The sequence below is a fragment of the Paenibacillus sp. 7516 genome (genome assembly GCF_002272715.1).
In the GTDB taxonomy this organism is placed as follows: Bacteria; Bacillota; Bacilli; order Paenibacillales; family Paenibacillaceae; genus Paenibacillus; species Paenibacillus illinoisensis_A.
The window spans coordinates 1-24080 of the sequence record NZ_NPBI01000026.1 but is presented as its reverse complement, the minus strand read 5'-3'; the positions used below and the strand labels follow the sequence as shown (position 1 = coordinate 24080).

Annotated in this window: 16 protein-coding genes; 1 reads left to right on the top strand and 15 read right to left on the bottom strand. The window is 42.1% G+C overall.

Features of this window, described 5'->3' with window-relative positions; all coding sequences use genetic code 11:
* Window positions 1–602: 602 nt before the first annotated feature.
* Window positions 603–1964, top strand: coding sequence for a molybdopterin-dependent oxidoreductase (locus tag CHI14_RS22550; RefSeq protein ID WP_095291514.1), 1362 nt, complete (start codon window positions 603–605; stop codon window positions 1962–1964).
* A 121-nt stretch (window positions 1965–2085) separates the two neighbouring features.
* Here the strand turns inward: CHI14_RS22550 and ligA are convergent, their stop codons facing one another.
* The 15 genes from ligA to CHI14_RS22475 form a co-directional block, all read right to left on the bottom strand.
* A complete protein-coding gene (ligA, locus tag CHI14_RS22545; protein WP_095291512.1) occupies window positions 2086–4104 on the bottom strand; it encodes an NAD-dependent DNA ligase LigA in 2019 nt (672 codons plus the stop codon).
* Window positions 4105–4178: 74 nt separating this feature from the next.
* Window positions 4179–6539 (bottom strand): DNA helicase PcrA, encoded by a 2361-nt coding sequence (gene pcrA, locus CHI14_RS22540; RefSeq protein ID WP_095291509.1) that lies wholly within the window; start codon window positions 6537–6539, stop codon window positions 4179–4181.
* Between the two features lie 291 nt (window positions 6540–6830).
* The gene (gene pcrB / locus CHI14_RS22535; protein WP_095291508.1) at window positions 6831–7526 is read right to left on the bottom strand and encodes a heptaprenylglyceryl phosphate synthase; all 696 of its coding nucleotides are present in this window, start codon (window positions 7524–7526) and stop codon (window positions 6831–6833) included.
* A 252-nt stretch (window positions 7527–7778) separates the two neighbouring features.
* Entirely contained in the window at window positions 7779–8654 is an 876-nt protein-coding gene (locus CHI14_RS22530) for a phosphatidylinositol-specific phospholipase C/glycerophosphodiester phosphodiesterase family protein (RefSeq protein ID WP_095291506.1), read from the bottom strand.
* Between the two features lie 179 nt (window positions 8655–8833).
* On the bottom strand, window positions 8834–10234 hold the full coding sequence (locus CHI14_RS22525; protein ID WP_095291505.1) for an undecaprenyl-phosphate glucose phosphotransferase: 1401 nt from the start codon (window positions 10232–10234) through the stop codon (window positions 8834–8836).
* On the bottom strand, window positions 10231–11220 hold the full coding sequence (locus CHI14_RS22520) for a glycosyltransferase family 2 protein (RefSeq protein WP_095291502.1): 990 nt from the start codon (window positions 11218–11220) through the stop codon (window positions 10231–10233). The genes CHI14_RS22525 and CHI14_RS22520 overlap by 4 nt, the downstream gene beginning before the upstream one ends.
* Window positions 11221–11315: 95 nt before the next feature.
* Window positions 11316–12251 (bottom strand): glycosyltransferase family 2 protein, encoded by a 936-nt coding sequence (locus tag CHI14_RS22515; protein ID WP_249281209.1) that lies wholly within the window; start codon window positions 12249–12251, stop codon window positions 11316–11318.
* A gap of 93 nt (window positions 12252–12344) precedes the next feature.
* A complete protein-coding gene (gene rfbD / locus CHI14_RS22510; protein WP_095291499.1) occupies window positions 12345–13208 on the bottom strand; it encodes a dTDP-4-dehydrorhamnose reductase in 864 nt (287 codons plus the stop codon).
* On the bottom strand, window positions 13208–14230 hold the full coding sequence (gene rfbB, locus CHI14_RS22505) for a dTDP-glucose 4,6-dehydratase (protein ID WP_095291497.1): 1023 nt from the start codon (window positions 14228–14230) through the stop codon (window positions 13208–13210). Before rfbB ends, rfbD begins: the two co-directional genes overlap by 1 nt.
* Window positions 14231–14248: 18 nt before the next feature.
* On the bottom strand, window positions 14249–14809 hold the full coding sequence (rfbC, locus tag CHI14_RS22500) for a dTDP-4-dehydrorhamnose 3,5-epimerase (protein ID WP_095291495.1): 561 nt from the start codon (window positions 14807–14809) through the stop codon (window positions 14249–14251).
* 18 nt (window positions 14810–14827) lie between these two features.
* On the bottom strand, window positions 14828–15571 hold the full coding sequence (locus tag CHI14_RS22495) for a sugar phosphate nucleotidyltransferase (RefSeq protein ID WP_095291494.1): 744 nt from the start codon (window positions 15569–15571) through the stop codon (window positions 14828–14830).
* A gap of 254 nt (window positions 15572–15825) precedes the next feature.
* A complete protein-coding gene (locus tag CHI14_RS22490) occupies window positions 15826–17652 on the bottom strand; it encodes a heparinase II/III family protein (protein WP_095291492.1) in 1827 nt (608 codons plus the stop codon).
* Window positions 17653–17959: 307 nt separating this feature from the next.
* On the bottom strand, window positions 17960–19261 hold the full coding sequence (locus CHI14_RS22485) for a UDP-glucose dehydrogenase family protein (protein ID WP_212677021.1): 1302 nt from the start codon (window positions 19259–19261) through the stop codon (window positions 17960–17962).
* 35 nt (window positions 19262–19296) lie between these two features.
* Entirely contained in the window at window positions 19297–23322 is a 4026-nt protein-coding gene (locus CHI14_RS22480; protein ID WP_095291489.1) for a glycosyltransferase family protein, read from the bottom strand.
* Window positions 23323–24063 (bottom strand): ABC transporter ATP-binding protein, encoded by a 741-nt coding sequence (locus CHI14_RS22475; protein WP_212677020.1) that lies wholly within the window; start codon window positions 24061–24063, stop codon window positions 23323–23325.
* Window positions 24064–24080: the final 17 nt, after the last annotated feature.

Genomic DNA, 24080 nt, shown 5'->3' with positions numbered 1-24080 from the left:
ATGCCGCCAGCGTTCGTCCTGAGCCAGGATCAAACTCTCCAATAAAGATGAATTTCAGCAGCGTGGTTAGGCGCTATGAAAATCAACTGAAGTATTGAAAAGAGCGATTAGCTCATTTTGAATCTGACGATTCATTGTAAATCATAAGTTACTTTCCATTTGTTCAGTTTTCAAGGAACTTGTTGTCCGTTTTTGTTGATCAATGTCAACCGGACAGGATATTTATTTTATCATGTTATCCAACTAACTGTCAACACTCTTTTTCGTCATCATTCAAACTCTTTCGACAATCACTCGTTTGAAGCGACAAGAAATAATATACCATGTCTGAATTTAGATAGCAAGCATTTTTTAATCTTTTTTCAAAGAGCAATATATGTATAAGCAGCCTTAACCTTTCTTCTCATTTTTAAAAAGATGGACTTTAGCTTTATAACGTACTCTAATGTAACGGTTTGATGTGAGTGATCCAAAACTTCTATAATGAAGTATACACAATAAAGAGAAAGCAATGACATAGCATTATTTAATACGTTCTTCATTTTCACCGCTTACTACATAGGAAGTTTTACTGCTTATAACTTTATTTGAGGTGATTACTCTTGGAACAGTGGCTAAAAAAACTTCGCAAAGGGTACGGCAAGAAACTTGTGTCTATCCACTTCTGGAATGCCTGGATCGTGGTGATCCTTGCCGTAACGGGACTTATGCTAGTCGGTGGCTTCTGGCGTGAGATACTCGGTATTGGGCGCGTATGGCTAAAATGGCTGCATATTATTGTGGGATTGGCTATGTTAGCCCCTATTGTTTATTATTTGATCCTGGCGAGTAAACACTGGAAACAGCTCCGGAACAAGCCTTGGCAAAAAGTGAATACGATCATCGTGCTTGTTCTGCTGGTTGGCTGGTTAATCTCAGGCCTTGTATTGTGGCAATTTAAACTCGCAGGACCAAAGTGGTCCAATGCAGCCTTATTAACTCATGATTTGTTAACTTGGTTGGGTCTGCCCTATATTATCTACCACTCCATTACCCGTACCAAATGGTTGAAAGATTCGACACGCCGCACGGTGAGTGCCACCACATCGACGAAAGACATCCACGGCACTGCCGATTCATTGGGTACATCTGGAGAAAATACTGCTGCTGCAATTTCAACTCCTAGTTCGGATCGTACTGCTGCGAGAAAATCGCCTGACCAACCCCAGAAACCCGAACCCGTGTATACAAGGCGTGCATTTATTCGGTCTGCTGTAGGTGTGGGGTTAGCCGTTACCCTCGGCCCTACCTTTGTCTCCTGGGTTGGACGTAATCTCAGTATTGATAACAGCATCGACAGTATGCTGGAGAATGACCCCAATCGGATGAGTCCGCTGCCGCAACCTGCGGCTGCCTCTTCCCCTCCCATTGGTGGAGGAGCTGAAGGTCATTTCCGAGTATACACGGTTACGCCCATCCCTTCCTTTTCGAATGAGAATTGGTCATTCCGGATCGATGGGCTTGTCGAACGGGCACAGGTCTGGAATTGGGAACAGTTCGTTAAGCTCGCGCGCACTGTACAGGTTAGTGATTTCCATTGTGTAACTGGCTGGTCCGTATACAAAAACACCTGGGAAGGCATTCCCCTTAAAAAGCTGCTGACCCAAGCCGGAGTTAAGCCCGGAGCACACAGTGTCAAATTTTACTCTGGAGATGGGCTATACACGGATGCCATTACGATGGATCAAGCACAGATGGATGATATCATGGTCGCTGTCATGCATGATGGCAAACCCATCCCGGCAGATCTCGGAGGTCCGGTACGACTTGTCATTCCCCAGATGTATGCCTATAAATCGGTAAAATGGTTAAATCGCATTGAACTAATCGACAGCGAACATATCGGTTACTGGGAAGAACGAGGATATGACAAGGATGCATGGCTTACAGGCGCAGCTCAGCGCATTCCCAATATCAGTTCCTAACGTTTCACCTCCAACTATGTGGCGTCTATGAATGAATAAAACATCCTATAAATGCATAGCAAAAACCCCCGATCCACCTAACGTGGCTAATCGGGGGTTTCTTCATTTCCAAGCTTATAGGTTAGCCCTGCTGATTCAAAAGACGAACAAGTTCATCCTCATCCTCAATGGTTGGGATGCCCAGATCATGCGCTTTGGCCAGCTTGCTGCCCGCCTTCTCTCCGGCAATGACAAGATCAGTCTTTTTCGAGACACTGCCAGTGACTTTCGCTCCGAGCGCTTCAAGTCTTTGCGTTGCCTCGTCACGTGTCAGTTGATGCAGTGTTCCGGTCAGCACGACCGTTTTACCACTAAAGAAGGAGTCTTCGACTATCACTGCTGGTGCCTCAGGTGCCTGTGCTTTCACGCCCAAGTCCAGCATCTTTTCGATGGCAGCCTGGGTAAACGGATCTGCGAAGAACGTTACAATACTCTCGGCCACAATGCCGCCTACGTCAGGAAGTTCAACTAGTTCCTCCACGGTTGCATTCATAATGGCATGCAGATCACGATAATGGTCAGCCAGCATACGTGTCGTTGATTTACCTGTATTCGGAATGCCCAGCGCGTACAAAAACGATGCAAGGTCACGATCCTTACTGTGCTCCAGCGCAGCGAGAAGGTTGTTGGCTTTCTTTTCACCAAACCGCTCCAGCTTCACCAAATCATCAAATTGCAATGTATACAGATCAGCAGGCTCACGCACATTGAGCTCATCATACAGCTGAATCGCTGTCTTCTCACTGAATGTCTCAATATCCATAGCATCACGGGAAGCAAAATGGGAGATTCGGGCCACGGTCTGTGGTTTACAAGCCAATTTGTTATTACAGAACAGATGCGCTCCGCGCTGCTCCAGTGGGAATCCGCAAGCCGGACACTGCTCTGGATATATGATCTCCTCGCCATCACTCTCTTCCGTCACTTTACCCAGGATTTCAGGGATAACGTCATTGGAGCGGCGGATAAAGACACGCGTGCCCAAGGCAAACTTCAGATTTTTACGCTCAATATCGCCCACATTGTTCAATGTACAGTTCGAAACCGTTACTCCCGCCAGTTCGACCGGTTCCACACGTGCCAGCGGAGTTACTTTGCCGGTACGGCCCACATTCCAATCCACGGATTTGAGTACAGTAGTGGTCTCTTCTGCTTCGAACTTGTAGGCTACAGCCCAACGTGGGAACTTGTCCGTATAACCCAGCACTTCACGTGTGCGCATGTCGGTGATTTTGATAACGGCCCCGTCAATCAGGTAGTCCAGCTGTCCCCGATTCTCCTGAATGGCGGCAAGCTGTTCCATCACATCATCAAACTCATGGAAGTACGTAATCGATGGGTTCACTTTGAAACGGTTCTCACGCAGAAAATCCATCATCTCTTGATGATTGGCGAACTGAATGTCATCCGAGTACCCTACATTGTAAAAATAGGCATTGAGTCGGCGCTCGGCCGTCGTCTTCGGATTCAGGTTGCGCAGAGCTCCGGCTGCTGCGTTACGGGCGTTTTTGAGCGGCTCCGCTGCCGTTTCATTGTACCGGTTCAAGACGGACAGATTCATGATGCCTTCGCCTTGTACTTCGATCGTACCGTCGGTATACGGAATTCGGAGCGGGACAGATTTGATCGTTTTGACTTGTGCCAAAATCCCTTCGCCTACCGTTCCGTTCCCGCGTGTTGAAGCCTGCACCAATTCACCATTGGTGTATGTCAGGTTCAGGGTGAGCCCATCAAACTTCAACTCAATAACGTAGCCAAGTTCCGGTAAAGGGTTGCCTGGATTTTTGCTGTTATAGTCATTCACGAGCTTCAGTACACGAGTATTCCAGCTCCGCAGCTGCTCGATGTTTTGGGCTTTGTCCAAGCTCCACAATGGAGACAGATGGCGATGCGGGGTAAACCCCTTCAGCAGTTCGCCACCGACACGCTGTGTTGGAGAATCAGGCAAAACCATCCCGCTCTCCTGTTCCAGGGTAACCAGTTCGTCATACAGGAGATCATATTCCTTGTCACTGATCTGCGGCTGATCCATCGTGTAGTACTGATAATTATGCTGATTCAGCTCGGTAACGAGTTGCTCCATCCGGTGCATCGGGTCCATACAGGGCCATCCCTCCGTTAATTTAATCTATGTAGAACGAACGTCTGAGCAACTCAGCGTTCGTTCGTAAACAATTATTCTACTTTGGTAATTGGTGCAAAACCGGCAAGCAGGCGTTTCACACCGACCGGAGCCGGGAAGGCAATTTGCAGTTCCGTGTCATTACCGGTACCTTTAACCGCAACAATGGTACCCGTACCCCATTTGCCATGCTGCACTTTATCTCCTGCTTTGAAGCCTGCTTCACTATTCGAAGCTGCCGGCTTGGAGGCAGATGAAGGCGTAGCAGAAGTTGGTCGCGAGGTACTTGTGGTCACACGGGAAGTTGGCGTGGACGAAGTAGCCGAGGAGCCACTTCTGCTCTGCTGTTCAAAGAGCTTAGCTGCACTTCCACCACCAAAGTTGCTTCCCCCACTGGAGCCAAGTCCACGTCCGCCATAGGATCCTCCTGCATTGGCACCACGACGGTAACGGTCACGGGCAATGGAAGTATCCTCTTTGAGCTCATCCGGAATCTCATCCAGGAAGCGCGAAGGCGGGTTCGCCGTTGTGCGTCCAAACAAGGTACGCATCTGGGCACAAGACAGGAAGAGCTGTTCTTCTGCACGAGTAATCCCTACATAAGCAAGTCTGCGCTCTTCCTCCAGCTCTTCATTATCCATAAAGGCCCGGCTGTGCGGGAAGACGCCTTCCTCCATACCCACGATGAATACGACAGGGAATTCCAGGCCTTTGGCACTGTGCATCGTCATCAGGGTAACGGCGTCGCTCTGATCTTCTTCATCATCGTTCATACTGTCGATATCTGCAATAAGTGCCAGATCGGTGAGGAACGAGACGAGCGTCTTGTCTTCATTATTTTTCTCAAATTCCATGGTCACGGAAAGGAACTCTTCAATGTTTTCCAGACGTGCACGGGATTCAAGTGTATTTTCGTTCTGCATCTCAAGGCGATACTGACTCATCTCTAGAATCTTCTCGGTCAGCTCCGTTACTGACAGGTACTCTACCATCTGATGCAGTGCAGCAATCATGTCATAGAACTCCACCAATGCGTTCCGCGTGCGGCCCGCAAAGCCGAGATCGTCCACAACCTGAAGCACACGGAATATGGAAACTCCACGTTCCCCTGCTGCAGCTGCCAGCTTCGCCACGGTTGTATCACCGATGCTGCGCTTAGGCACATTAATGATCCGGGTGAGGCTGATATCGTCGTCAGGGTTAGACAGCAGGCGCAGATACGCCAGAATGTCCTTGATCTCTTTACGATCATAGAACTTGATGCCGCCGACAATCTGATACGGAATATCAGACTTGATCAGAATTTCCTCTATTACCCGGGACTGGGCGTTGGTACGGTACAAAATGGCATGGCTTTGATAGGATTTGCCGTTCTTCACGTTTTTACTAATCTCAGAGGTAACAAAATACCCCTCATCATGCTCGGAGTCCGCACGGTATACCTTGATCTTCGAACCGCCCTCCTTGTCCGTCCACAGCTTCTTCGGCTTACGTCCGGAGTTCAGGCCAATGACCTCATTCGCTGCATTCAGAATGTTGGACGTCGAACGGTAATTCTGTTCCAGCAAGATGGTCTGTGCCTCTGGATAGTCTTTCTCAAAGTTCAGGATATTGCTGATATCCGCTCCACGCCAGCGATAGATCGATTGGTCACTATCCCCTACGACGCAGATCCGGTGATGACTGTCAGCGAGCATGCGGCACAGCATATACTGCGCACGGTTCGTATCCTGGTACTCATCGACATGGATGTATTGGAATTTCTTTTGGTAAAAGTCGAGGACTTCCGGCACTTCTTTGAACAGTTGAATGGTTGCCATAATGAGATCGTCGAAGTCGAGCGAATTGTTGGCTCTCAGACGTTTCTGGTACATTTTATATACCTTCGCCACAATGCCTTCAAAATAGTCGCCAGCCTGCTTCTCATACTGGTCAGGACCGATCAGTTCATTTTTTGCGGTACTCATCATGGCCTGAACGGCTTTGGGTTCGAATTTCTTGGTGTCGATATTCTGGTCTTTCATACAACTGCGAATAACGGATAACTGGTCGGATGAGTCCAAAATACTAAAGTTCGAAGTAAAACCAATGCGTTCAATGTCACGTCGCAGGATACGCACGCACATGGAGTGGAACGTGGATACCCAAATGTCGCGGCCTTGGGAGCCACCAACGAGCTGGGATACCCGGTCCTGCATCTCACGAGCAGCTTTGTTCGTAAACGTAATCGCCAAAATCCCCCATGGAGGTGTCTTGCGTGTTGCGATAAGGTAAGCAATCCGGTGTGTCAGCACCCGGGTCTTACCACTGCCCGCTCCGGCCATAATCAGTAACGGTCCATCGGTTGCCTCGACGGCTTGCCGCTGAGGAGTATTAAGCCGTGCCACGGCATCATGTATATTTACAGGTTGCATGCATGCATGCTCCTTTCGTTGGTTGATCGATTAAGCAAAATCAGAAGGTTACACTTGTTACTCCGATGGCAGTACCATCTTCCGATCGTTGTTATCCCCGGATTTTTTGGATCCCCTTCTTCAAAGGGAAAATCCTGTGATAAACACGACCACTTCGTTTCTTCAGATTGGTTCTGCCCTCTCCGTTGTTGTGTAAACGTAATTGTGCTTAATATAGTTTTATATTAGTAGGGCAAAGTTCTATTTTAACAGATCGTAAGGGGAAATTGGGGGAATGGTAAACTAAACCGATTAAACGGTTCCTTTTACAGCTTGTACCGTCTCAAGTGCCTTCTTCAAATCGCTGTACACAATGTTACCCACGACGACGGTGTCTGCAACTTCGGAAGCTTGTGCTGCTTTCTCAGGATTGTCGATTCCTCCGCCATAAATGAGATGTGCGCGATCCAGTTGTCTATGTGTCTCGCCAACCAGCTCCATATCGCCAAACGTTCCGCTGTACTCCATATATACGATAGGAAGATTGAGCAGCCGCTCTGCAGCTTGGGCGTAGGCCACCGCCGCACCCGTTGTCAGCTCTGTATCTGCTCCGGTCAAACGCGCTACAGTGGAGTCGGCATTCAGCACGATATACCCCTCGGCAATTAGCAGATCCCACGGTATGAGATAACCAAAACGTTCGATGGCCTGTTGGTGGTGCCCAATCATCCATTTGCTATCCGTGGCATTCAGCACCATCGGGATCAGATATCCGTCAAAACCAGGGACAACCGCCTCCAGATCGGATACTTCCAGCACACAGGGCAGCTCGTAGCGACGCACGCGGGACATCAAGTCTACTGTGTTATCATAGGTGATTCCCGACGAGCCCCCAACGATAATAGCATCGGTCCCCGACATACATACCAGATCGAGTGTTTCATCCGTGATTTCCCGGTCCGGGTCGAGCTTAAATACGTGTCTCCACTGCTTAATCATGTCTATCAACGAACATTCCTCCAGAGGTTCTTCTGCATCCTAAAAAGCTTGTAAACTAAGTCTAAGTCAGCAGACAGTGAGTGTCAATGTTCGCATAAAAAGGGGAACAAAAAATCACAGACTTTTCCCTGTAAAGTGCAGGAATCAGTCTGTAATTTTAGGAGAAGTGAGTTATATAACTATTAATCAAACAATACTCGAGTAATAATGAAGGGCTACTTTTCTGAGGTGATTGGAATGTTAATTTTCCACTTATAAGCGTTACGGCTTCCAGGCAAAGCGAGTATTCATCTGATCCAGTTCTTCTTCCGTCAATACATCTGAATAGACACCATAAACGCCCCACTTTTCATAGTTGGCCACCTGGTCGGTGTCATTGATGGTATGCACGTAAGTAACAGCGCCCGCCTTCTTCAGCTTGGCGACGAAATTCTGATTCACTTTATATTCCGGCATGGTTACGGCATCAATGTCATTCTTTTCCACAAAATCAACGACCTGTGCTTCGGTATCCTGCGTTGCATAAAGAGTATAAATAATAGAGGGGAACGCATAGATTTCTTTCACGGTTTCCAGCATGGGCTCATTATAAATCTGCACGACAATGCGATCAAGTACAGATGGGTCTTTCTTTTTGGCAGCATTAACGAGAGAAGATAGCACCTGCTGAATATCCTCATCTTTCTGCTCCTTCGTATCCGTTACGATATACATATCGGGATATTGCGACAGCACATTAATGATACCATCCGCGTCCATGGGTTGGTAGATGCCCAAAATTGGGGTATTCATAAATTCATCATGCGTAAGTGCACCAGCCTGTTTGTCTTCAGGAAGCTCCTCTTCCTGTCCTAGCAGTTTGCTCATATTGGCAGTCCATTCATGTCTGGCTACAGCTACGCGATCCTTGGTGAGCATGAAGTCGATCTCAAACACTCTTGTGCCCTTCTCGTAATTGGCAATCATCGCTTCATAGGCGTTGGTATAAGGCTGATCACCAATACTGCCCATGGCGTGGGCAATCAGTCGGTAGGCTGTAAATCCATCGCGTTGTTCCTCACTTTGACTCTCATAGGCAAAAAAGAGGGTACCCACGGTAACGATCAGTAGTGTAATGACGGCAGCGATTCGTTTCATATGATGTTCACATCCTTTAGGAGTGATATTGGAGGTAGGAAGTATACAGCTAATAATATATGACAGCGTATGTGCGGGATTTCCTTTTTGATAGCTAACTACCCGAATTGACGAGGGGTAAAACAAAAAAGCCGCCCGGAGGCAGCTGTTAAATGGTGGTATGGTTTAGTTTGTTGAATCTAATAAGCATTCTTGAGACCGTTTCGGATGGTTTCCCATATGATTTTGATATCGAATAATAAAGACCAGTTTTCAATATAAAAGATGTCCTGTTCAATCCGATCCTCAATCGAGGTATCTCCTCTTAACCCTTTACTCTGCGCCAATCCCGTAATTCCTGGGCGGACGTGATGTTTAATCATATACTTCGGAATTTCATCCCGGAATTGATTCACGTAGTATGGACGTTCCGGCCTTGGGCCAACCACACTCATATGACCCAGCAGCACGTTGAAAAATTGAGGCAACTCATCCAGGCTGGTGCGTCTTATAAATGTACCAAAAGCCGTTCGACGCGGATCATCCTTCGTGGACCAACCGGTATCAACTACACCTTCAGGAATGACTTTCATGGAGCGAAATTTAAACATCATGAAGTTGCGTCGGTTGAGCCCAACACGTTCCTGTTTGAAAATGACTGGGCCAGGCGACGTCAATCGTACACCTAGTGCCACGATGACCATTACCGGGGAAGTCAGGATGATAGCGACGAGAGAAAACAAAATGTCGAACGCACGCTTCATTAGTCGGTTTACGGCCATATCGAGCGGGATATCACGCACGTTAATCATCGGCATGCCGGCGAAGTTGTCGAAATGCGGACGAGCCGGAAGATAATCAAAAAAGTCTGGAATGATCAGTGTCCGTACGCCGGCCTTTTCGCACACCTCAATGATATGTGGATACTTATCGTGAGCATCCAAAGGAAGTGCAAGAATTACTTCGTCGATCATATGAGTGGACAGGATTTCTTCCAACTGATCAATGTGCCCCATAATCGGCTTGTAGCGCTGCTGCTCCTCTTGATCCCAATGACGATAATCATCAAGAAAACCGCATACCTCATACCCAAGCTCCGGATAATTACGGAGGTTATTATAGAACCTTTTGCCTAAAGAACCTGCTCCAAGGATCAATACAAATTGACGGTTAAAGCCCTTTTTACGTAGTCTTCTAAGTTGAAGTTTGACGATATAACGGTAGATCAGGGTGAAGGCAACATTGCCGATCATGTACATGGCCAGGTATGCACGAGAAATGTCGACTTCTTTGAAGAAGAACATCAAACTCATTAGCATAAAGAAGGAAATACCATGGACCTGAATCAGTTTCATGAATTCATCTACAAAACGTTTTTTCCGTTTGGGTACGTATAAGGAGACCATTAAGCCGATGAGCAGAGCCAGCCCTCCATATACAATACTCCATACAAAGTACTTTTCAATCGGCAATGCACCCTGGTTGATCAGAAGATTGCTCTCAAACTTAATCCACCAAGCCATTAAGAAGGAAAACTGTATCACCAAGAAATCTGCCGCAATATACAGTTGAGTCAGAAATTGCTGATTACGACGAATCATACTTCCACCTCTGAAGATGTCTCACGAACTTCCGCACCACCGGATGACAATTCTTTCTGCGAAGAAGGTCTAATGAGCTTATTGCGGATCAGAGACAATGAGAATTTTAGTGCAATACCTAGCCATACGGCTGTGTTGGTCAACATACCATAACGCTTGGCGTAGTGTTTGCGGTGGAAAACCCACATCGCTCTATGAAACTCATAGATAATTTTCATAGGTTTGCGCCGGGCACTGGCACCCTTGTAGTGCACAATATATGTACGCGGGTAATAATAAATGCCCCAGCCCGCATCTTTGATACGATAGCACCAGTCGATATCTTCACCGTACATGAAGAAGGTTTCATCCAAGCCCCCCACTTGGTTGATAGTTTCACGCCGCACGAGCATGAACGCACCGACAAGACAGTCTACCGGATACTCGCCATCCGGGCTGAGATGTCCGAGCTGGTACTGGTTAAACTTCGGACGATCTGGGAACATGCGTGAGATGCCGAATGCATAATAAAATGATGCCGATGGAGTGGGGAATCCCCTCTTGCACGCTTTATCCAAGGAACCACCCGGGAGAATCACCTTGCAACCAGATGCCCCCATCTCTGGATGACTGTCCATGAATTCGATCATGATATCCAAAGTATCTTTCTGTACAACCGTGTCCGAATTGAGCAATAGTATATAGCGTCCCTTTGCGATTTCCATGCCTTGATTATTTGCAACGGCGAAACCTGTATTGTCCCTATTGGCAATCATACGAACCTCTGGATAAGCTCCTCCAATCGCTTCCACGGATCCATCGCGCGATGCATTGTCAACAACAATGACTTCATATTGAAAGGAAGTAAGAGATTCATACACCGATGCCAGACAGTCCAGTGTCAGCTGGCGTGTATTGTAGTTAACGATGATGATGCTGACATCAGGACCATAGTTGTTATTATTTTTCGATCCCCCTCGTAAGGGAACATCTGCTGTTTCGATCATTTTGTAAAACTCCTGACTTTGTAATGCTGTGTTTATCTATTGAAAGTATAGCATATTATGGGCAATCGAGTGGAAAGCGCAGCCAATCTATTAACTTATATCTTCTTCAAGACGTATATGAGCTTAAGAACAAGGTTATCCAGAAAAGCTTGACGGTAAAAAGGCATCTTGGACGCATATCTGATACGTTGAACCCAAGATCTGTCTAATTGATTTAAAAAGTGCCGTATGTCCCTTTGTTGCTGAGCAGATAAATATTCTCTGTAAGTTTCAAGAAATAAAGATGCTTGTTTACTAAGACTAAAACTTCCTTCACTGAAGAAACGCTTCAATCTATTCTTCCATTTCATGAGCCAATCTTCGCTGCCCCCGCCAAGAACGTTCTCCTGGTGTTGTCGGTACAAAATCATTGGCTCTTCATCAAAAATCACTTCTCCTAACGCACTTACATACAGATAAATCCATCGATCATGCATAATAACCGGCTTCAAATCAATGGGGGCACTTCCTCTGATCTGTTCAAACGCTATTGGATTTAGAACCATAGTGCAGCCCACACAGCAGTTTTCGACCATGGCATTATACATACTTAACGTCTTAGGAGGGAGGGTCGGCCACACATTCAGGTTGTTCAGATCCTGATCTACCATTTGTGTAGAAGAACAATACATAAGTGGTATGTTCGTTTGCCTCAATTGTAGTTTAGCTACTGCCCTTCTAAGTTTGTCCGGCTTCCACACATCATCCTGATCACAAAATGAGTAATAATCATACACAGGCTCCGTTTGGCGCATCAGTTCAAAAAAACTCCCGATCACGCCCAAGTTTTCACCTTCGATAACTCGGATCTTATCCAGGTGAGACTGGGCATATTCATTTAATTTTTGTACAGTTCCATCAGATGAGCCATCATCCCTAATAATAATCTGGACGTCCACCTCATGTTGTGCGAGAAGGCTTTCCATCTGTTCATCAATGTACTTTACTCCGTTATATGTAGAAAGCATAATGCATACTTTAGATTTATTCACGTGCCACCTCAAAATCTGACTTTTCTTTATTATATACGAAAACTCCCGCCCATAAGTAAGAGCGAGAGTTACATCGTGCTATTATGGCCGTTCCTATTTTGACAATAAGCTAATAAATTCACGCAGGCCCTCCCGCCATGGGCGGATATCCGTCAAACCATTGGTTCGAATGGATAGATGATCCATTACCGAATTACGCGGCCTGGGAGCTGGTCTGGGGAACTGCTCTGTCGTACAAGGCTCCAATTTTGCTTGGATGGTATACCCTTCAACATTTCGAGCTTCTGCAAAGATCGCTTCCGTAAATTCATACCATGTACAAGTACCACTGTTGGAAGCATGATATACCCCATACATTTCTGTTTGCATAAGCTCTAGGATAAATCCTGCCAAATCAACGGTAAATGTAGGTGACCCTTTTTGGTCATGTACTACCTGTAGCTTTGGTTTTTCCTGACCCAATTTCAGCATCGTTTTGACAAAATTATTCCCGTACAGGCCGTAAACCCAAGAAGTACGCACAACAAACCATTTGGAGGACAACGACTGTACCAGTAATTCCCCCGCCCGTTTGGACTTGCCATACACACTTTGCGGATTCGTGTTATCGTATTCCTGATAGGGAGATGGCGAGTTGCCATCAAATACATAGTCTGTACTAATATAAATTAGTTTAGCTCCTGCCCTTTCGGCAGCTACAGCAACATTGCGTGTTCCTGCCGCATTCACCTTGTATGCACCATCGATATCTGTTTCCGCTGCATCTACGGCAGTATAAGCTGCACAATGAATGACCACTTCAGGATGATAAGATGAAATGACTTCACTACACTGTGCCTGATTCGTAATATCCATCTGATCCCGATCACAAGCAAGAACAGCATGCCCCTCCTTCTCCAAAAGAAGAACGACATCCCGTCCCAGTTGTCCGTTTGCTCCTGTAACCAAAACCTTCATTACTCCACGTCTCCCAATCGAGATCCATATTGCTTGGCATAGTACTGTTGATACACGCCGGACTGAATACGGGCCCACCATTCCTTGTTATCTAGATACCACTGAATAGTCTCCTTGATCCCGGTTTCAAACGTATGCTTTGGCTTCCAGCCTAGTTCAGACATCGTTTTGGTCGGATCAATGCCGTATCTGCGGTCATGCCCAGGTCGGTCTTGCACGTATTTGATTAAGGATTCCGGCTTACCCAATTGCTCCAAAATGGTTTTCACGATGTGCACGTTAGTTCGTTCATTATTGCCGCCGATGTTGTATACTTCACCGTTACGTCCTTGATGAATCACCAAGTCAATGGCACTGCAGTGGTCTTCGACATAGAGCCAATCTCTAATGTTTAAACCATCTCCATACACAGGCAAGGCTTCATCAGCAAGGGCCCGTGATATCATTAAAGGGATCAGTTTTTCAGGGAACTGGTACGGACCGTAATTGTTGGAACAGCGTGTGATATTTACCGGGAGGCCAAAGGTCTCATGGTATGCGCGCACAAGCATATCCCCACCTGCTTTCGACGCCGAATAGGGGCTGTTTGGCTGCAACGGTGTCTCTTCCGTAAATAGGCCTGTTGGACCCAACGAACCATATACCTCATCCGTCGATACCTGAACAAACTTGGTCACATTGTGTTTTTTAGCAGCTTCAAGCAATGCCTGGGTACCATTCACATTCGTCCGTACAAACACATCTGGTTCCAAGATGCTGCGGTCGACATGAGATTCGGCTGCAAAATTAACAAGTACGTCTACACCTTGACCGATCAGCCGATCCATCTGGGCAGCATCCGTAATGTCTGCTTTGACAAAGGTATGACGTGCGTTGCCTTCAAGTGATTTTAAGTTTTCCAAGTTACCTGCATACGTCAGCGCATCCACATTGATGATTTCGTAATCAGGATGCTGGTCCAGCATATACATCACAAAATTACTTCCAATAAAACCGGCCCCGCCGGTAACGAGCAGTTTCATAGTGTTGGAACCTCCTAATTACTTCATTTCGAAATTGAAATTGATCTCCGCATCTTGAAGTAAAGGATGTCTTTGATCCTTATCTGACATAGTCGGACTAGATGTAGGCCAATCAATTCCAAGAGCCGGGTCACTCCATAATATGCCGCGGTCGTTCTCCGGGGAATAGTATTCGTCCACTTTGTACAAGACTTGGGTGTTTGGTACTAGAGTACAAAAGCCATGAGCAAATCCTTTGGGTACCAGTAACTGACGGTGGTTATATTCACTCAAGATGAAACCCTCCCACTGCCCGAAGGTAGGGGATCCTTTCCGAATGTCAACAATGACGTCATAAATAGCACCAGATAGTACACGAACTAGCTTCGTTTGTGCTTTGGGATTAAGCTGGTAATGCAACCCACGAAGCACACCAGGTTGAGAAGATAGAGACTGATTGTCTTGAATAAATCGATAGTTGAGTTCATGCTGTTTCATAAGTTGGTCATTGTAACTTTCCATAAAAAAACCACGGTGATCGCCATGAACTATTGGTTCAATCAGAACTGCGTCCAATAACTTGGAGGAAGTCACTTTCATCATTGAACTCCCCTTTTACTATAGTTTTAGTTTTCCAAACTCTTCTCCAAAAATAATTTCTTGTGATAATTCATTTGCTCTAGCAAGAGAAGCATGTGTCCCCGCATCTGTCCACCAACCTTCCAGTATATCAAAGGTCAGTTGTCCATTTTGAATATATGCATTGTTCACATCCGTTATTTCAAGTTCTCCACGTGCAGATGGTTCCAATGATTTAATAATATCAAACACCTGGCTATCAAACATATATATGCCAGTTACTGCATAATTGCTTTTAGGCTGTTGCGGCTTCTCTTCAATAGATTTAATACGAGTACCTTCAATTTCAGGAACTCCAAATCGTTGAGGGTCAGATACCCTTTGTATCAATATTTTGGCCCCAGTGCCTTGAATTCGGAAATTTTCTACATAAGGAGTAACATCATCAGAAAATACATTGTCTCCTAAAATGACCACCATTTGATCGTCACCGATAAATTGCTCAGCAAGATCAAGTGCTTGAGCAATCCCACCTGCCTCATCCTGCACTTTATATGTGAAGGTAACACCCATGTCACTACCACTTCCCAGTAGATTTACCACATCTCCCATGTGATCTTTCCCTGTTACAATTAGGATATCTTCAATACCAGCCTGCTTGAGTTTATATACAGAGTGGAAAATCATTGGATACTTCCCAACAGGTAAAAGATGTTTATTGGTTACTTTCGTTAAGGGATACAAGCGTGATCCTGTACCTCCAGCAAGTATAATTCCTTTCATATCCTTCTCCTATCCTTGTAGTAACGTTAAAACTGACTACATCGTACTTTTATTGATGGTTTTGTCTCAAAACCAAAGTTAAGAGCTTGTATAGTAACGAGTTCTAGTGGGCTCATATAACTTGACACTTCTTTGTACTTCCGAGAAACTTATTCTTAATTTTCTCATCTTAATGTTTGATTTACTGTATGATGATTTAAGTCAATTCGCCTATCGATTATCCGAATTGAAATCAATCACAAATATAAATTCATTTATACCAGTTTAATACTAATAACTAAGTTATTCCATAATCGGGGCTCTATCAACTTTAAGTCTATTATATAAACAATGCTTGTTTTTAAATCATGAGCAGTAAATTGTTGTTCATGAACACGGTGGGAAAATAGCGATGGGTCATACCTCATCTCAAGTCCATGTTTCCTACCAATAAATTTCACAATACCGTCCGTTGATACGGTTGGTTTATAGAACGAAATGAAGCGCTCAATTATCTCCTCCGGTGTGTCTGTAAATTCTATATAGTCTTCTAATATAAGTTCAAAGCAACCGTATTTTTTTGTTTCAAATGTTCTAATAAGTTTATTAATATTAGCATTTCCATATGCTCCGGCCATGTCAAAACTAAATTTATCTACTTTTTGTTCAGTAGTCGCTTCTATTATAGAAGTTCGATGAGCCCCACAATTCTGTTCTTTACCACCAATTATAGGCACTGAATGTCCGCTGGATCTTGTTGTGAAAAAAGTATAGCGTGTTTCTTTCTGAAAATACTGTTTAGTATACTCACCAGAGCCTACATCTGCGAATATTGTATCTTCGCCAATATGAATGATAAAACTTCCAACATCATTATGGTTATGAGGCTCCTGGTTGTGACCACCTTTTGCAGCAAAAGCCACCGTAAAACCATCTTTACTGAATCTGGAAATAAACCATTGCGCATTACTCAAAAAAACTCCATTTTCACTCCAAGATTCTCCTTGGATATCTGGATTGCTCCATACAAAATCACGAATTAACGGTGCCCACCGTGCAGTTGGATCATCCAGGACATTAAGCTTAAATTTATCCATTGGAAGTTCGATATCTTCAAATCTATCTTTTAAAAAATGCATGAGACCCACACGATGAAAAACAGTGGGAGAAGAATCTGCAAAAGAGGCTATAGTGTTACCGTTCAAATAGCACTGTTGGTGAAACAATGCAATCTTATGAATTTTGTACTGATTAAGCAAATCTATTCGTCCTAACGTCCTCTGTTTAAGGAGACTTGAAAAATAGACATAATAACCAAATCCATAATACCAGTAATCTAAGCCCTCTAAACAGGCTCCATCATTCTCATAACCCTTCAAAAAGTATTCCATTGTCTTAAGAACTTTACTGATCATTGGAGCTAGTATTTTAGAATTATCGATCATGTATATAGCAGCTACACCAATTGATCCTGCACATACTGATGCCCAATTCGTGGTTGATGTCTCCCAAAAAAAGGAGTTATCTTGAGACATATATGGCTCAAATACTCGTTTAGTGATCTCATTTTCTACTCTTTTGAGAGTTTTTTGGCTCAGCAAATCTTTCAATAAATAGACGATCTCCGACAATGTAAATGCAGTTTCTGCAGAAAATAAATCTATCTGTTTATAGGGGGGAAGCAAATCCCCCTGAGTATTCATATCTTTTGGGTTATTTATATGTGCAGGCAGGCACCAAGTATATTCATCACATATTGACCAAACTATATCTTCCATTGCCTTTATAGATCGCACGTCGTCTTTATTAAGAAGAACTGATAATGCAAAAATATTTAATCTCATTCTTCTTTTAAAGTATACTAATTCATATTCTTTTCTTGAACCTGATTTGTCATATTCCAAAAAGAGGGATTTTGTTAAGTATGGGATTTCAGTGCGCAAAAGGACATTAGCTTCTTTTTCAATTAATTCGATCCACCTTCTGTAATAAGGTAGTAACCTAATCCTCTCCCAACTCTTATTATCAAAACTCTCTTGAAAAAGAATTCCATTCACATCAGAAAAACTTTCCAATGCATTTAAGATAGATGTTTGTTCCATAAGCTTTACACCTCCAAAAAACAAGTAGGGCTCTTCGCTATATTAAGTAAGAAAAGCTGTATTTTGTGGTATAAATGAGTAATTTAACATGGAGTCCCGACGGGCATGAATATTCGTGAAGGCGGCAAAGGGTTCTGAATTTCTGTTGCTAATTATCTGCTCATCATATATCAATCTCCATATAAACTGCTTTCTAATTCCCAACATCAAAGTATCGAAGAAACTGATTCATAAACTCTTTTTAATATGGGCCCATAAGGGTAATTTATTTAAACACTCATCCTAGAAAAGTTAAATTTTGTAGCGTTCAAATAGGTTTACGCCCAATAGAGCGATAAATAAAACCATCAATTCTCCCACCTGAGAGGTCCAAACAATTCCGGCCATCAATAATCACTGGATTATTCAATAAGTTTATATTTTTTTTATAATCAAATTCAACAATTTCATCCCACTCTGTAACAATCAATATTGCATCACTATTGCTTATGGCTTCTTCTATTGAATTACAGTACTCAACATTTCCTTTTATAACTTGCTTAGCTGCTTCAAGAGCAATTGGATCATATACATTTATTTTTAGTGAAGGGTCTACTTCAAATAATGACCGAACTAGGGATATAGATACGGCATCACGCATATCATCTGTATTAGGCTTAAATGCAAGGCCCAATATAGTTATAACTTTTCCAGTTAAATCAGGATAAACTGACAGTAGTTTATTAATAACACTCCTATACTGATTATCATTTATTCGAATCACTTCTTCCAATAAAGGTAAGGTTCTTCCTGATTTTTGAGCTATTTCAATAAGACCCTTAACATCTTTAGGAAAACAAGCTCCTCCAAATCCAATTCCGGCATTCAAAAATTGATTTCCTATCCTTTTATCCGAGCCAATACCCTTGGCCACTTCAATAACGTCTGCCCCAACCCCATCCGCAATATTGGCTATCTCATTAATAAAGGAGATCTTCATAGCCAGAAAGGAGTTTGCGGCATACTTTATTAATTCTGCGCTACGTATATCCGTGATTTGGATTGGGATGTTCAATTTTTCATGGAGTTTCATCAGAATATCAGCAACCTCCAAATTATTCGCTCCTATTACTATTCGATCTCCGTTAAAAATATCTTTAACAGCAGAACCCTCGCGCAAAAATTCAGGGACAGAAGCCATATCAAATGAAACTTTTTTATCTGTCATATTCTCCTTAATAATCCGCTCTACCAAATCAGCTGTCCCTACAGGAACAGTGCTTTTGTTGACGATTATTTTATAATCAATCAGGTTTTTGCCTATTTGAATAGCAACTTGTTCGACGTAAGAAAGATCCACAGAACCATTAGGCAAGGATGGAGTCCCTACTGCAATAAAAATTACTGATGCCGACTTAATTGCCTCAGACAAACTCGTTGTAAAAAATAAGCGTCTTTCTTTTACATTTCTCACCACAATGTCTTGTAGGCCAGGCTCATAAAAAGGCATGATCCCCTGTCTTAACTGATTTATTTTCCTCTCATCAATATCAACACAAACGACGTTATGTCCCAGTTCCGCAAAGCTGGAACCGGATGTTAGTCCAACATAACCGGTTCCAACCACCATAATATTCAATATAAATCCTCCAATTTCATTTCAAACTAATTAATCTGTTCGAATATTTCTAAAAATCTCTCAACTCTCTGTTCATATGAATGACGTTCACGTACAATTGATGAGCCTTTTTTAGCTTTTTCTTTTCTTAAATTTGGATTTTTCAGGTAAAAATCGATTAAATTGCGCAATTCTTCTGGTGTATCATATGTTGCAACAGAATCTCCAAATTCTTCCTCGATCCCTCTAACCTTATCAGTAATTATAAATGATTCCGTTGCCAATGCATCAAAAATCCGATTAGATATAAACCCTTTATCCCTCATATCATCCCAATGGTCGTTAAGCAAAATTTCACATGAACCATAGTGCTTATAGAGCTCAGAATTTGAGATGTGATTGCCTTTAATATATTTTTTATCTATCAATCCATCCCATAAAGTCCCGTAGACATGTAAGTCATACTCCGTAGGCAAAAGATCTTTTAATATTTTCCGAAACACTTTTCTTGAATTACCAACAAACAAAATTTGGCTATAATGTTCTTGAATTTCAGGTTTCCTAAACTGGTTAGTATCAGTGCATTGGAGCATGGTTTCCACCGGTACACTTACGAGCTTGCTAACTCGTTCAGACCAGTATTTTGAAGATATACATACATAATCATACCTGTTCATTTCATCAACAGTAACTTCATCAGGATGCGATATGTTCCATAAAATATTTATATGATGATTTTTTGGTGTGTAGGCGTTTAAACCTCTTAGAACAATAACAACGTCACAATTTTCATCGTCACCGTTATCCCATTCGTACAAGAGTTGGATCAGTACTTGATGACCTTTTTTTTCAAACTCCTTTTTTAACCCCATGGCCATATGGTAGTCGCCCCATTCGTGTACGGACTCCCACTTTGGAGCTGCTATTTTTATAGCAACTCGATAATTTGAGATGTGTTCAAGAAGTATATCTCTAAATTCTCCAGCACGATGATCATAAGTGTGATGGTTTAGAACCATCTTTTGAAGTTCTTTTACTTTTTCCACTCGCGCGGTTTCATTAGACAAATAGTAATTAAGCAACTCTTCCAGTTCTTGAGCTGAAGAATAAACAGGAAGTTTCCCTTCAAAGGTGTCTTGCGATCCTAAATAACCGTTTGTTAAAACAAGAGTCCCTGCACCTAAAGCATCAAATACCCTGCTATTTACAGCACCGTATGGTTTTGTCACTCTATTCGCATCATCAATTACGATTTTTGTAGACTTATATAAGTCAGGGATCTTCTTATATTGAATAAATCCTTTGTGATAAGGTTTAAACTTCCTAACCTTTTCCCAGTTCTTTCCGTAAACATGAAATCTATAATTTACTCTTTCAGGATCTAAATGACCAATGATATCTCTTTCATCGTTCCAGTAACTTCCCGTAAAACAATAATCACAATCATATTCATTATACTTCTGGCCAATATTAAATCTATCCGAATTCGTTGCTATAGGAAGCAAATAAACTAACCTACCGGTTTTTTCACTCACCAAATTACAAGCAATCTTACTTGATGCCATTAGTATGTCATATTTCTCAAAGTTAGGTTGTTCGATCCATCTTTCAAACCAATTCCGCATCCATGCCACTTTGATTAGACAGTTATTACCACTTATTATTTTGGAAGGATCATATGCATCCAACAAAGAAATAACAATATCTACACTTTCATCAATTTCATACCAGTTCCGCTTTCCCTTACGCGGTACATACTCAACATCCCATCCTAGCTTTTCCATACTCATTCCCAGTTCTAAAGCAGTGAAATAGTCACCTGCCGTAACCTCATCCCCCATTTCAGTTACAATGAGGCTAACCTTCAGTTTCTTTTCAGAAAGAATGTTGTAATTATTAATCTTGTCTAGCCACATGGACTTATCTAACCATTTATGCCACTTTTCTTTAATAAGTCTTTGATTACTTAACCTTCTCTCTCTCACCTCATGATTGGTATCATTCTGCTGCGTTCCAAATTCATGATGAAACAACACAGACGTTGGACAATAAATATTTTTAAAACCTTTACTCAAAACCTTGAGCCCAAAATCCACGTCCTCATATCCATAGATGTACCCTTCATCAAGTCCACCGAGTTCAATATATAACTCCTTTTTAACTAATAAACATGCTGCCGTTAGGGTTGCACGTTCCCGCCTAATCATGCTTTCAGGGTCGTGTACTTCTAACCCTTTCCCGGTATTATAAGGTTGTATAAAATTATTGCTTAACTTTTTAAAAGCGATACCCGTATGTTGAATCAATAGCTCTAATTCTTTATTGATACTGTCATTAGGCTGCAGAGAGTAAACCAACTTAGAACCAATTGTGCCTGCTAAAGGGTTCTCGAGCATACAGTTTACTAATTCAGAAAGCCAACCTTTTAAAGGTTCAATATCATTATTTAATAACAACAGATACTCGCCTCTTGCTACTTTGGCAGCTTGATTATTCGCTTGGGAAAAACTAGCATTATAGTCGTTATTTATAACTGAAATCGAGAAATCTCTTTTGAATTTCTCGATTACTTCTATTGAGTTATCATTAGAATTGTTGTCAACAATAATAAATTCAATGTTTGAATATTCATTATATTTACAAACCTTCTTTAATAACCTATTAAGATGATCAGAGCCATTGCGATTAATAACTATTATAGAGACAAGGGGTGTTTCTTTAGGAAGAGTGAGCTCCAATTTTTCTTGTCTTGTGATAATACTTTGTCTCAATTCTTCCGGATTCTTCAGAACTCTATTCTTTTCTTTTATTTTTCTTCCTTCAAGTTTTTGAGTCTGATAATTTAACTCTGCACTTGAGTGGCTTTTAAGTACCTTTTTGGGCTTAACATTCTTCTGTTTCAGATGCTGATAGAATAGCTTTCCAATTTTCAAAGGCATTAAAAGAGTTTTTTTTGAGGGACGTAATCCAGATATTATGATATCCCCCAGCCTATAGCGCATAGAATTAAGATGTGTAGCCGCGGAAATTTCAGCACGTTTCAAATTTAGAAGAAGTTGTTCGTTTTTGGAAACTAATAGGTTCATCTCTTTCTCAAGTTTATCCAACTTTATTTCTGATTCTTTAAGTTGTACATGTTTTATTTCACTATTTTCCGATTTAGCTCTATTTTTGTTATCTTCAAGTTCGTTTTTCAATATTTTCACACGATTTTCATAATCATTTGTGACTCTTTCATATTGTTCTCTAATTTCTTCCAGCTGATTTTTAATTCTGAAGTATTCACTTTCAACTTCATTTTTACTGGACTGCAGACTTGCTAGGTTGTCTTGTAAATTATCAATATTAATCATTTGAACAATCCGTTCATGTTCTAATGATTTAATTAATTTCATTTGATAATGTTGTTGATTTTCCAAGCTAATTTCAGCAGAACCAAATATTAATATCCCTAACCCATGAAAGCCTGACAAAAGGAAAAACTGGTTTTTTTCCTTAGTTTCCTTTAAGAAATCTTCTACAGCTGCTAATACCCCATTACGCGGATTATTTTCATAAATAGAATGTTGTAAATTATTATTGTAACCACTATCCACTAGAGCTGATTTTCCAGGTAATACTCCCGACTTCTTATAAGCTTGTCTAAAAGCTAACGGAATATTTTCCGGGTTTAAGTAAGAATCCCTTCTTGCGTACGGCCACTGCGTATCATGAATAAAAACAATAGGTGTATTACCGTTTAACTCTACGCTCTTTTCGATAATTTTCAATTCGTTGTAGACGGTATACCAGTTCCTATCACCATCGAGAAAAATAGCATCATAACTCTTAATTAGAGGTAATGCAGATAAGCTCATATCGGGGTAAAATGTTAAATATTCCTTGTTCTCTTTTTCAAGACTAACTATTTGGTCATCAAACTCTGGATCTATTGTAACCATTGTTCCATTGTTACTTTTACAGTATGCCAATAAATTTTGTGTATTTATGCTTCTTTCACTTCTAATTTCGACAATCTTCTTTACGTCATTATCTTTTAAAATTGGCTCAATAATCCCCCAAAACCGATGCAATTATTTCCCCTCCTGGTAACTCTTCTTAAATTGTCCACAGATTGTGGGTGAATCTCCTATTCCGCGTACCATACCGTTTTCAAGCCACAGAACTCTACTGCATATTTCCTCAATCTGCCCAATAGAATGAGAAACAAATAATACAGTAGTTCCGTTTTTTATCATATTTTTTATTTTGTTAAGACTTTTTTCTTGAAAACCAATATCCCCAACAGAAAGAGCTTCATCCACAATAAGAATTTCTGGTTGTACCACTGTTGCTATAGCGAACCCCAATCTAGCCTTCATTCCAGAGGAATAATTTTTCAAAGGAGTATGAATGAACTTCTCCATTTCACTAAACTCAATAATTTCATCAATCTTTCTTTCTATCATTTTCTTGGGATAGCCAAGGATCATACCATTTAAAACAATATTTTCATAACCAGATAAATCACCTATAAATCCGGCGCCAAGCTCAATCAAGGGAGCAATCGTGCCGTGCTTAATAACTTTTCCTGAAGTAGGTTTCAGAATGCCGGAAATTACTTTCATTAGTGTACTTTTCCCCGCACCATTTAATCCTATTATTCCGAATACTTCACCTTTTGAAACAGTAAAACTGACATCATTAAGAGCACAAAACTCTTTGTAAACAATCTGTTTTTTAACCCTTTTAATAAAAAAATATTTAAGGGAATCGATCTTTTCACTTCCGATCAAATATTTCATGGAAACGTTTTTTATTTCTATAGCATTCATGGGCATCTCCTATAAAG

Excerpts from the sequence above, each read along its gene's own strand:
- ligA (WP_095291512.1), bottom strand. The coding sequence starts at position 4,104 with ATGGACCCGATGCACCGGATGGAGCAACTCGTTACCGAGCTGAATCAG.
- pcrA (WP_095291509.1), bottom strand. The coding sequence starts at position 6,539 with ATGCAACCTGTAAATATACATGATGCCGTGGCACGGCTTAATACTCCT.
- CHI14_RS22530 (WP_095291506.1), bottom strand. The coding sequence starts at position 8,654 with ATGAAACGAATCGCTGCCGTCATTACACTACTGATCGTTACCGTGGGT.
- CHI14_RS22525 (WP_095291505.1), bottom strand. The coding sequence starts at position 10,234 with ATGATTCGTCGTAATCAGCAATTTCTGACTCAACTGTATATTGCGGCA.
- CHI14_RS22520 (WP_095291502.1), bottom strand. The coding sequence starts at position 11,220 with ATGATCGAAACAGCAGATGTTCCCTTACGAGGGGGATCGAAAAATAAT.
- rfbD (WP_095291499.1), bottom strand. The coding sequence starts at position 13,208 with ATGAAGGTTTTGGTTACAGGAGCAAACGGACAACTGGGACGGGATGTC.
- rfbB (WP_095291497.1), bottom strand. The coding sequence starts at position 14,230 with ATGAAACTGCTCGTTACCGGCGGGGCCGGTTTTATTGGAAGTAATTTT.
- rfbC (WP_095291495.1), bottom strand. The coding sequence starts at position 14,809 with ATGAAAGTGACTTCCTCCAAGTTATTGGACGCAGTTCTGATTGAACCA.
- CHI14_RS22495 (WP_095291494.1), bottom strand. The coding sequence starts at position 15,571 with ATGAAAGGAATTATACTTGCTGGAGGTACAGGATCACGCTTGTATCCC.
- CHI14_RS22490 (WP_095291492.1), bottom strand. The coding sequence starts at position 17,652 with ATGGAACAAACATCTATCTTAAATGCATTGGAAAGTTTTTCTGATGTG.
- CHI14_RS22485 (WP_212677021.1), bottom strand. The coding sequence starts at position 19,261 with ATGGTGGTTGGAACCGGTTATGTTGGACTAACATCCGGTTCCAGCTTT.
- CHI14_RS22475 (WP_212677020.1), bottom strand. The coding sequence starts at position 24,063 with ATGAATGCTATAGAAATAAAAAACGTTTCCATGAAATATTTGATCGGA.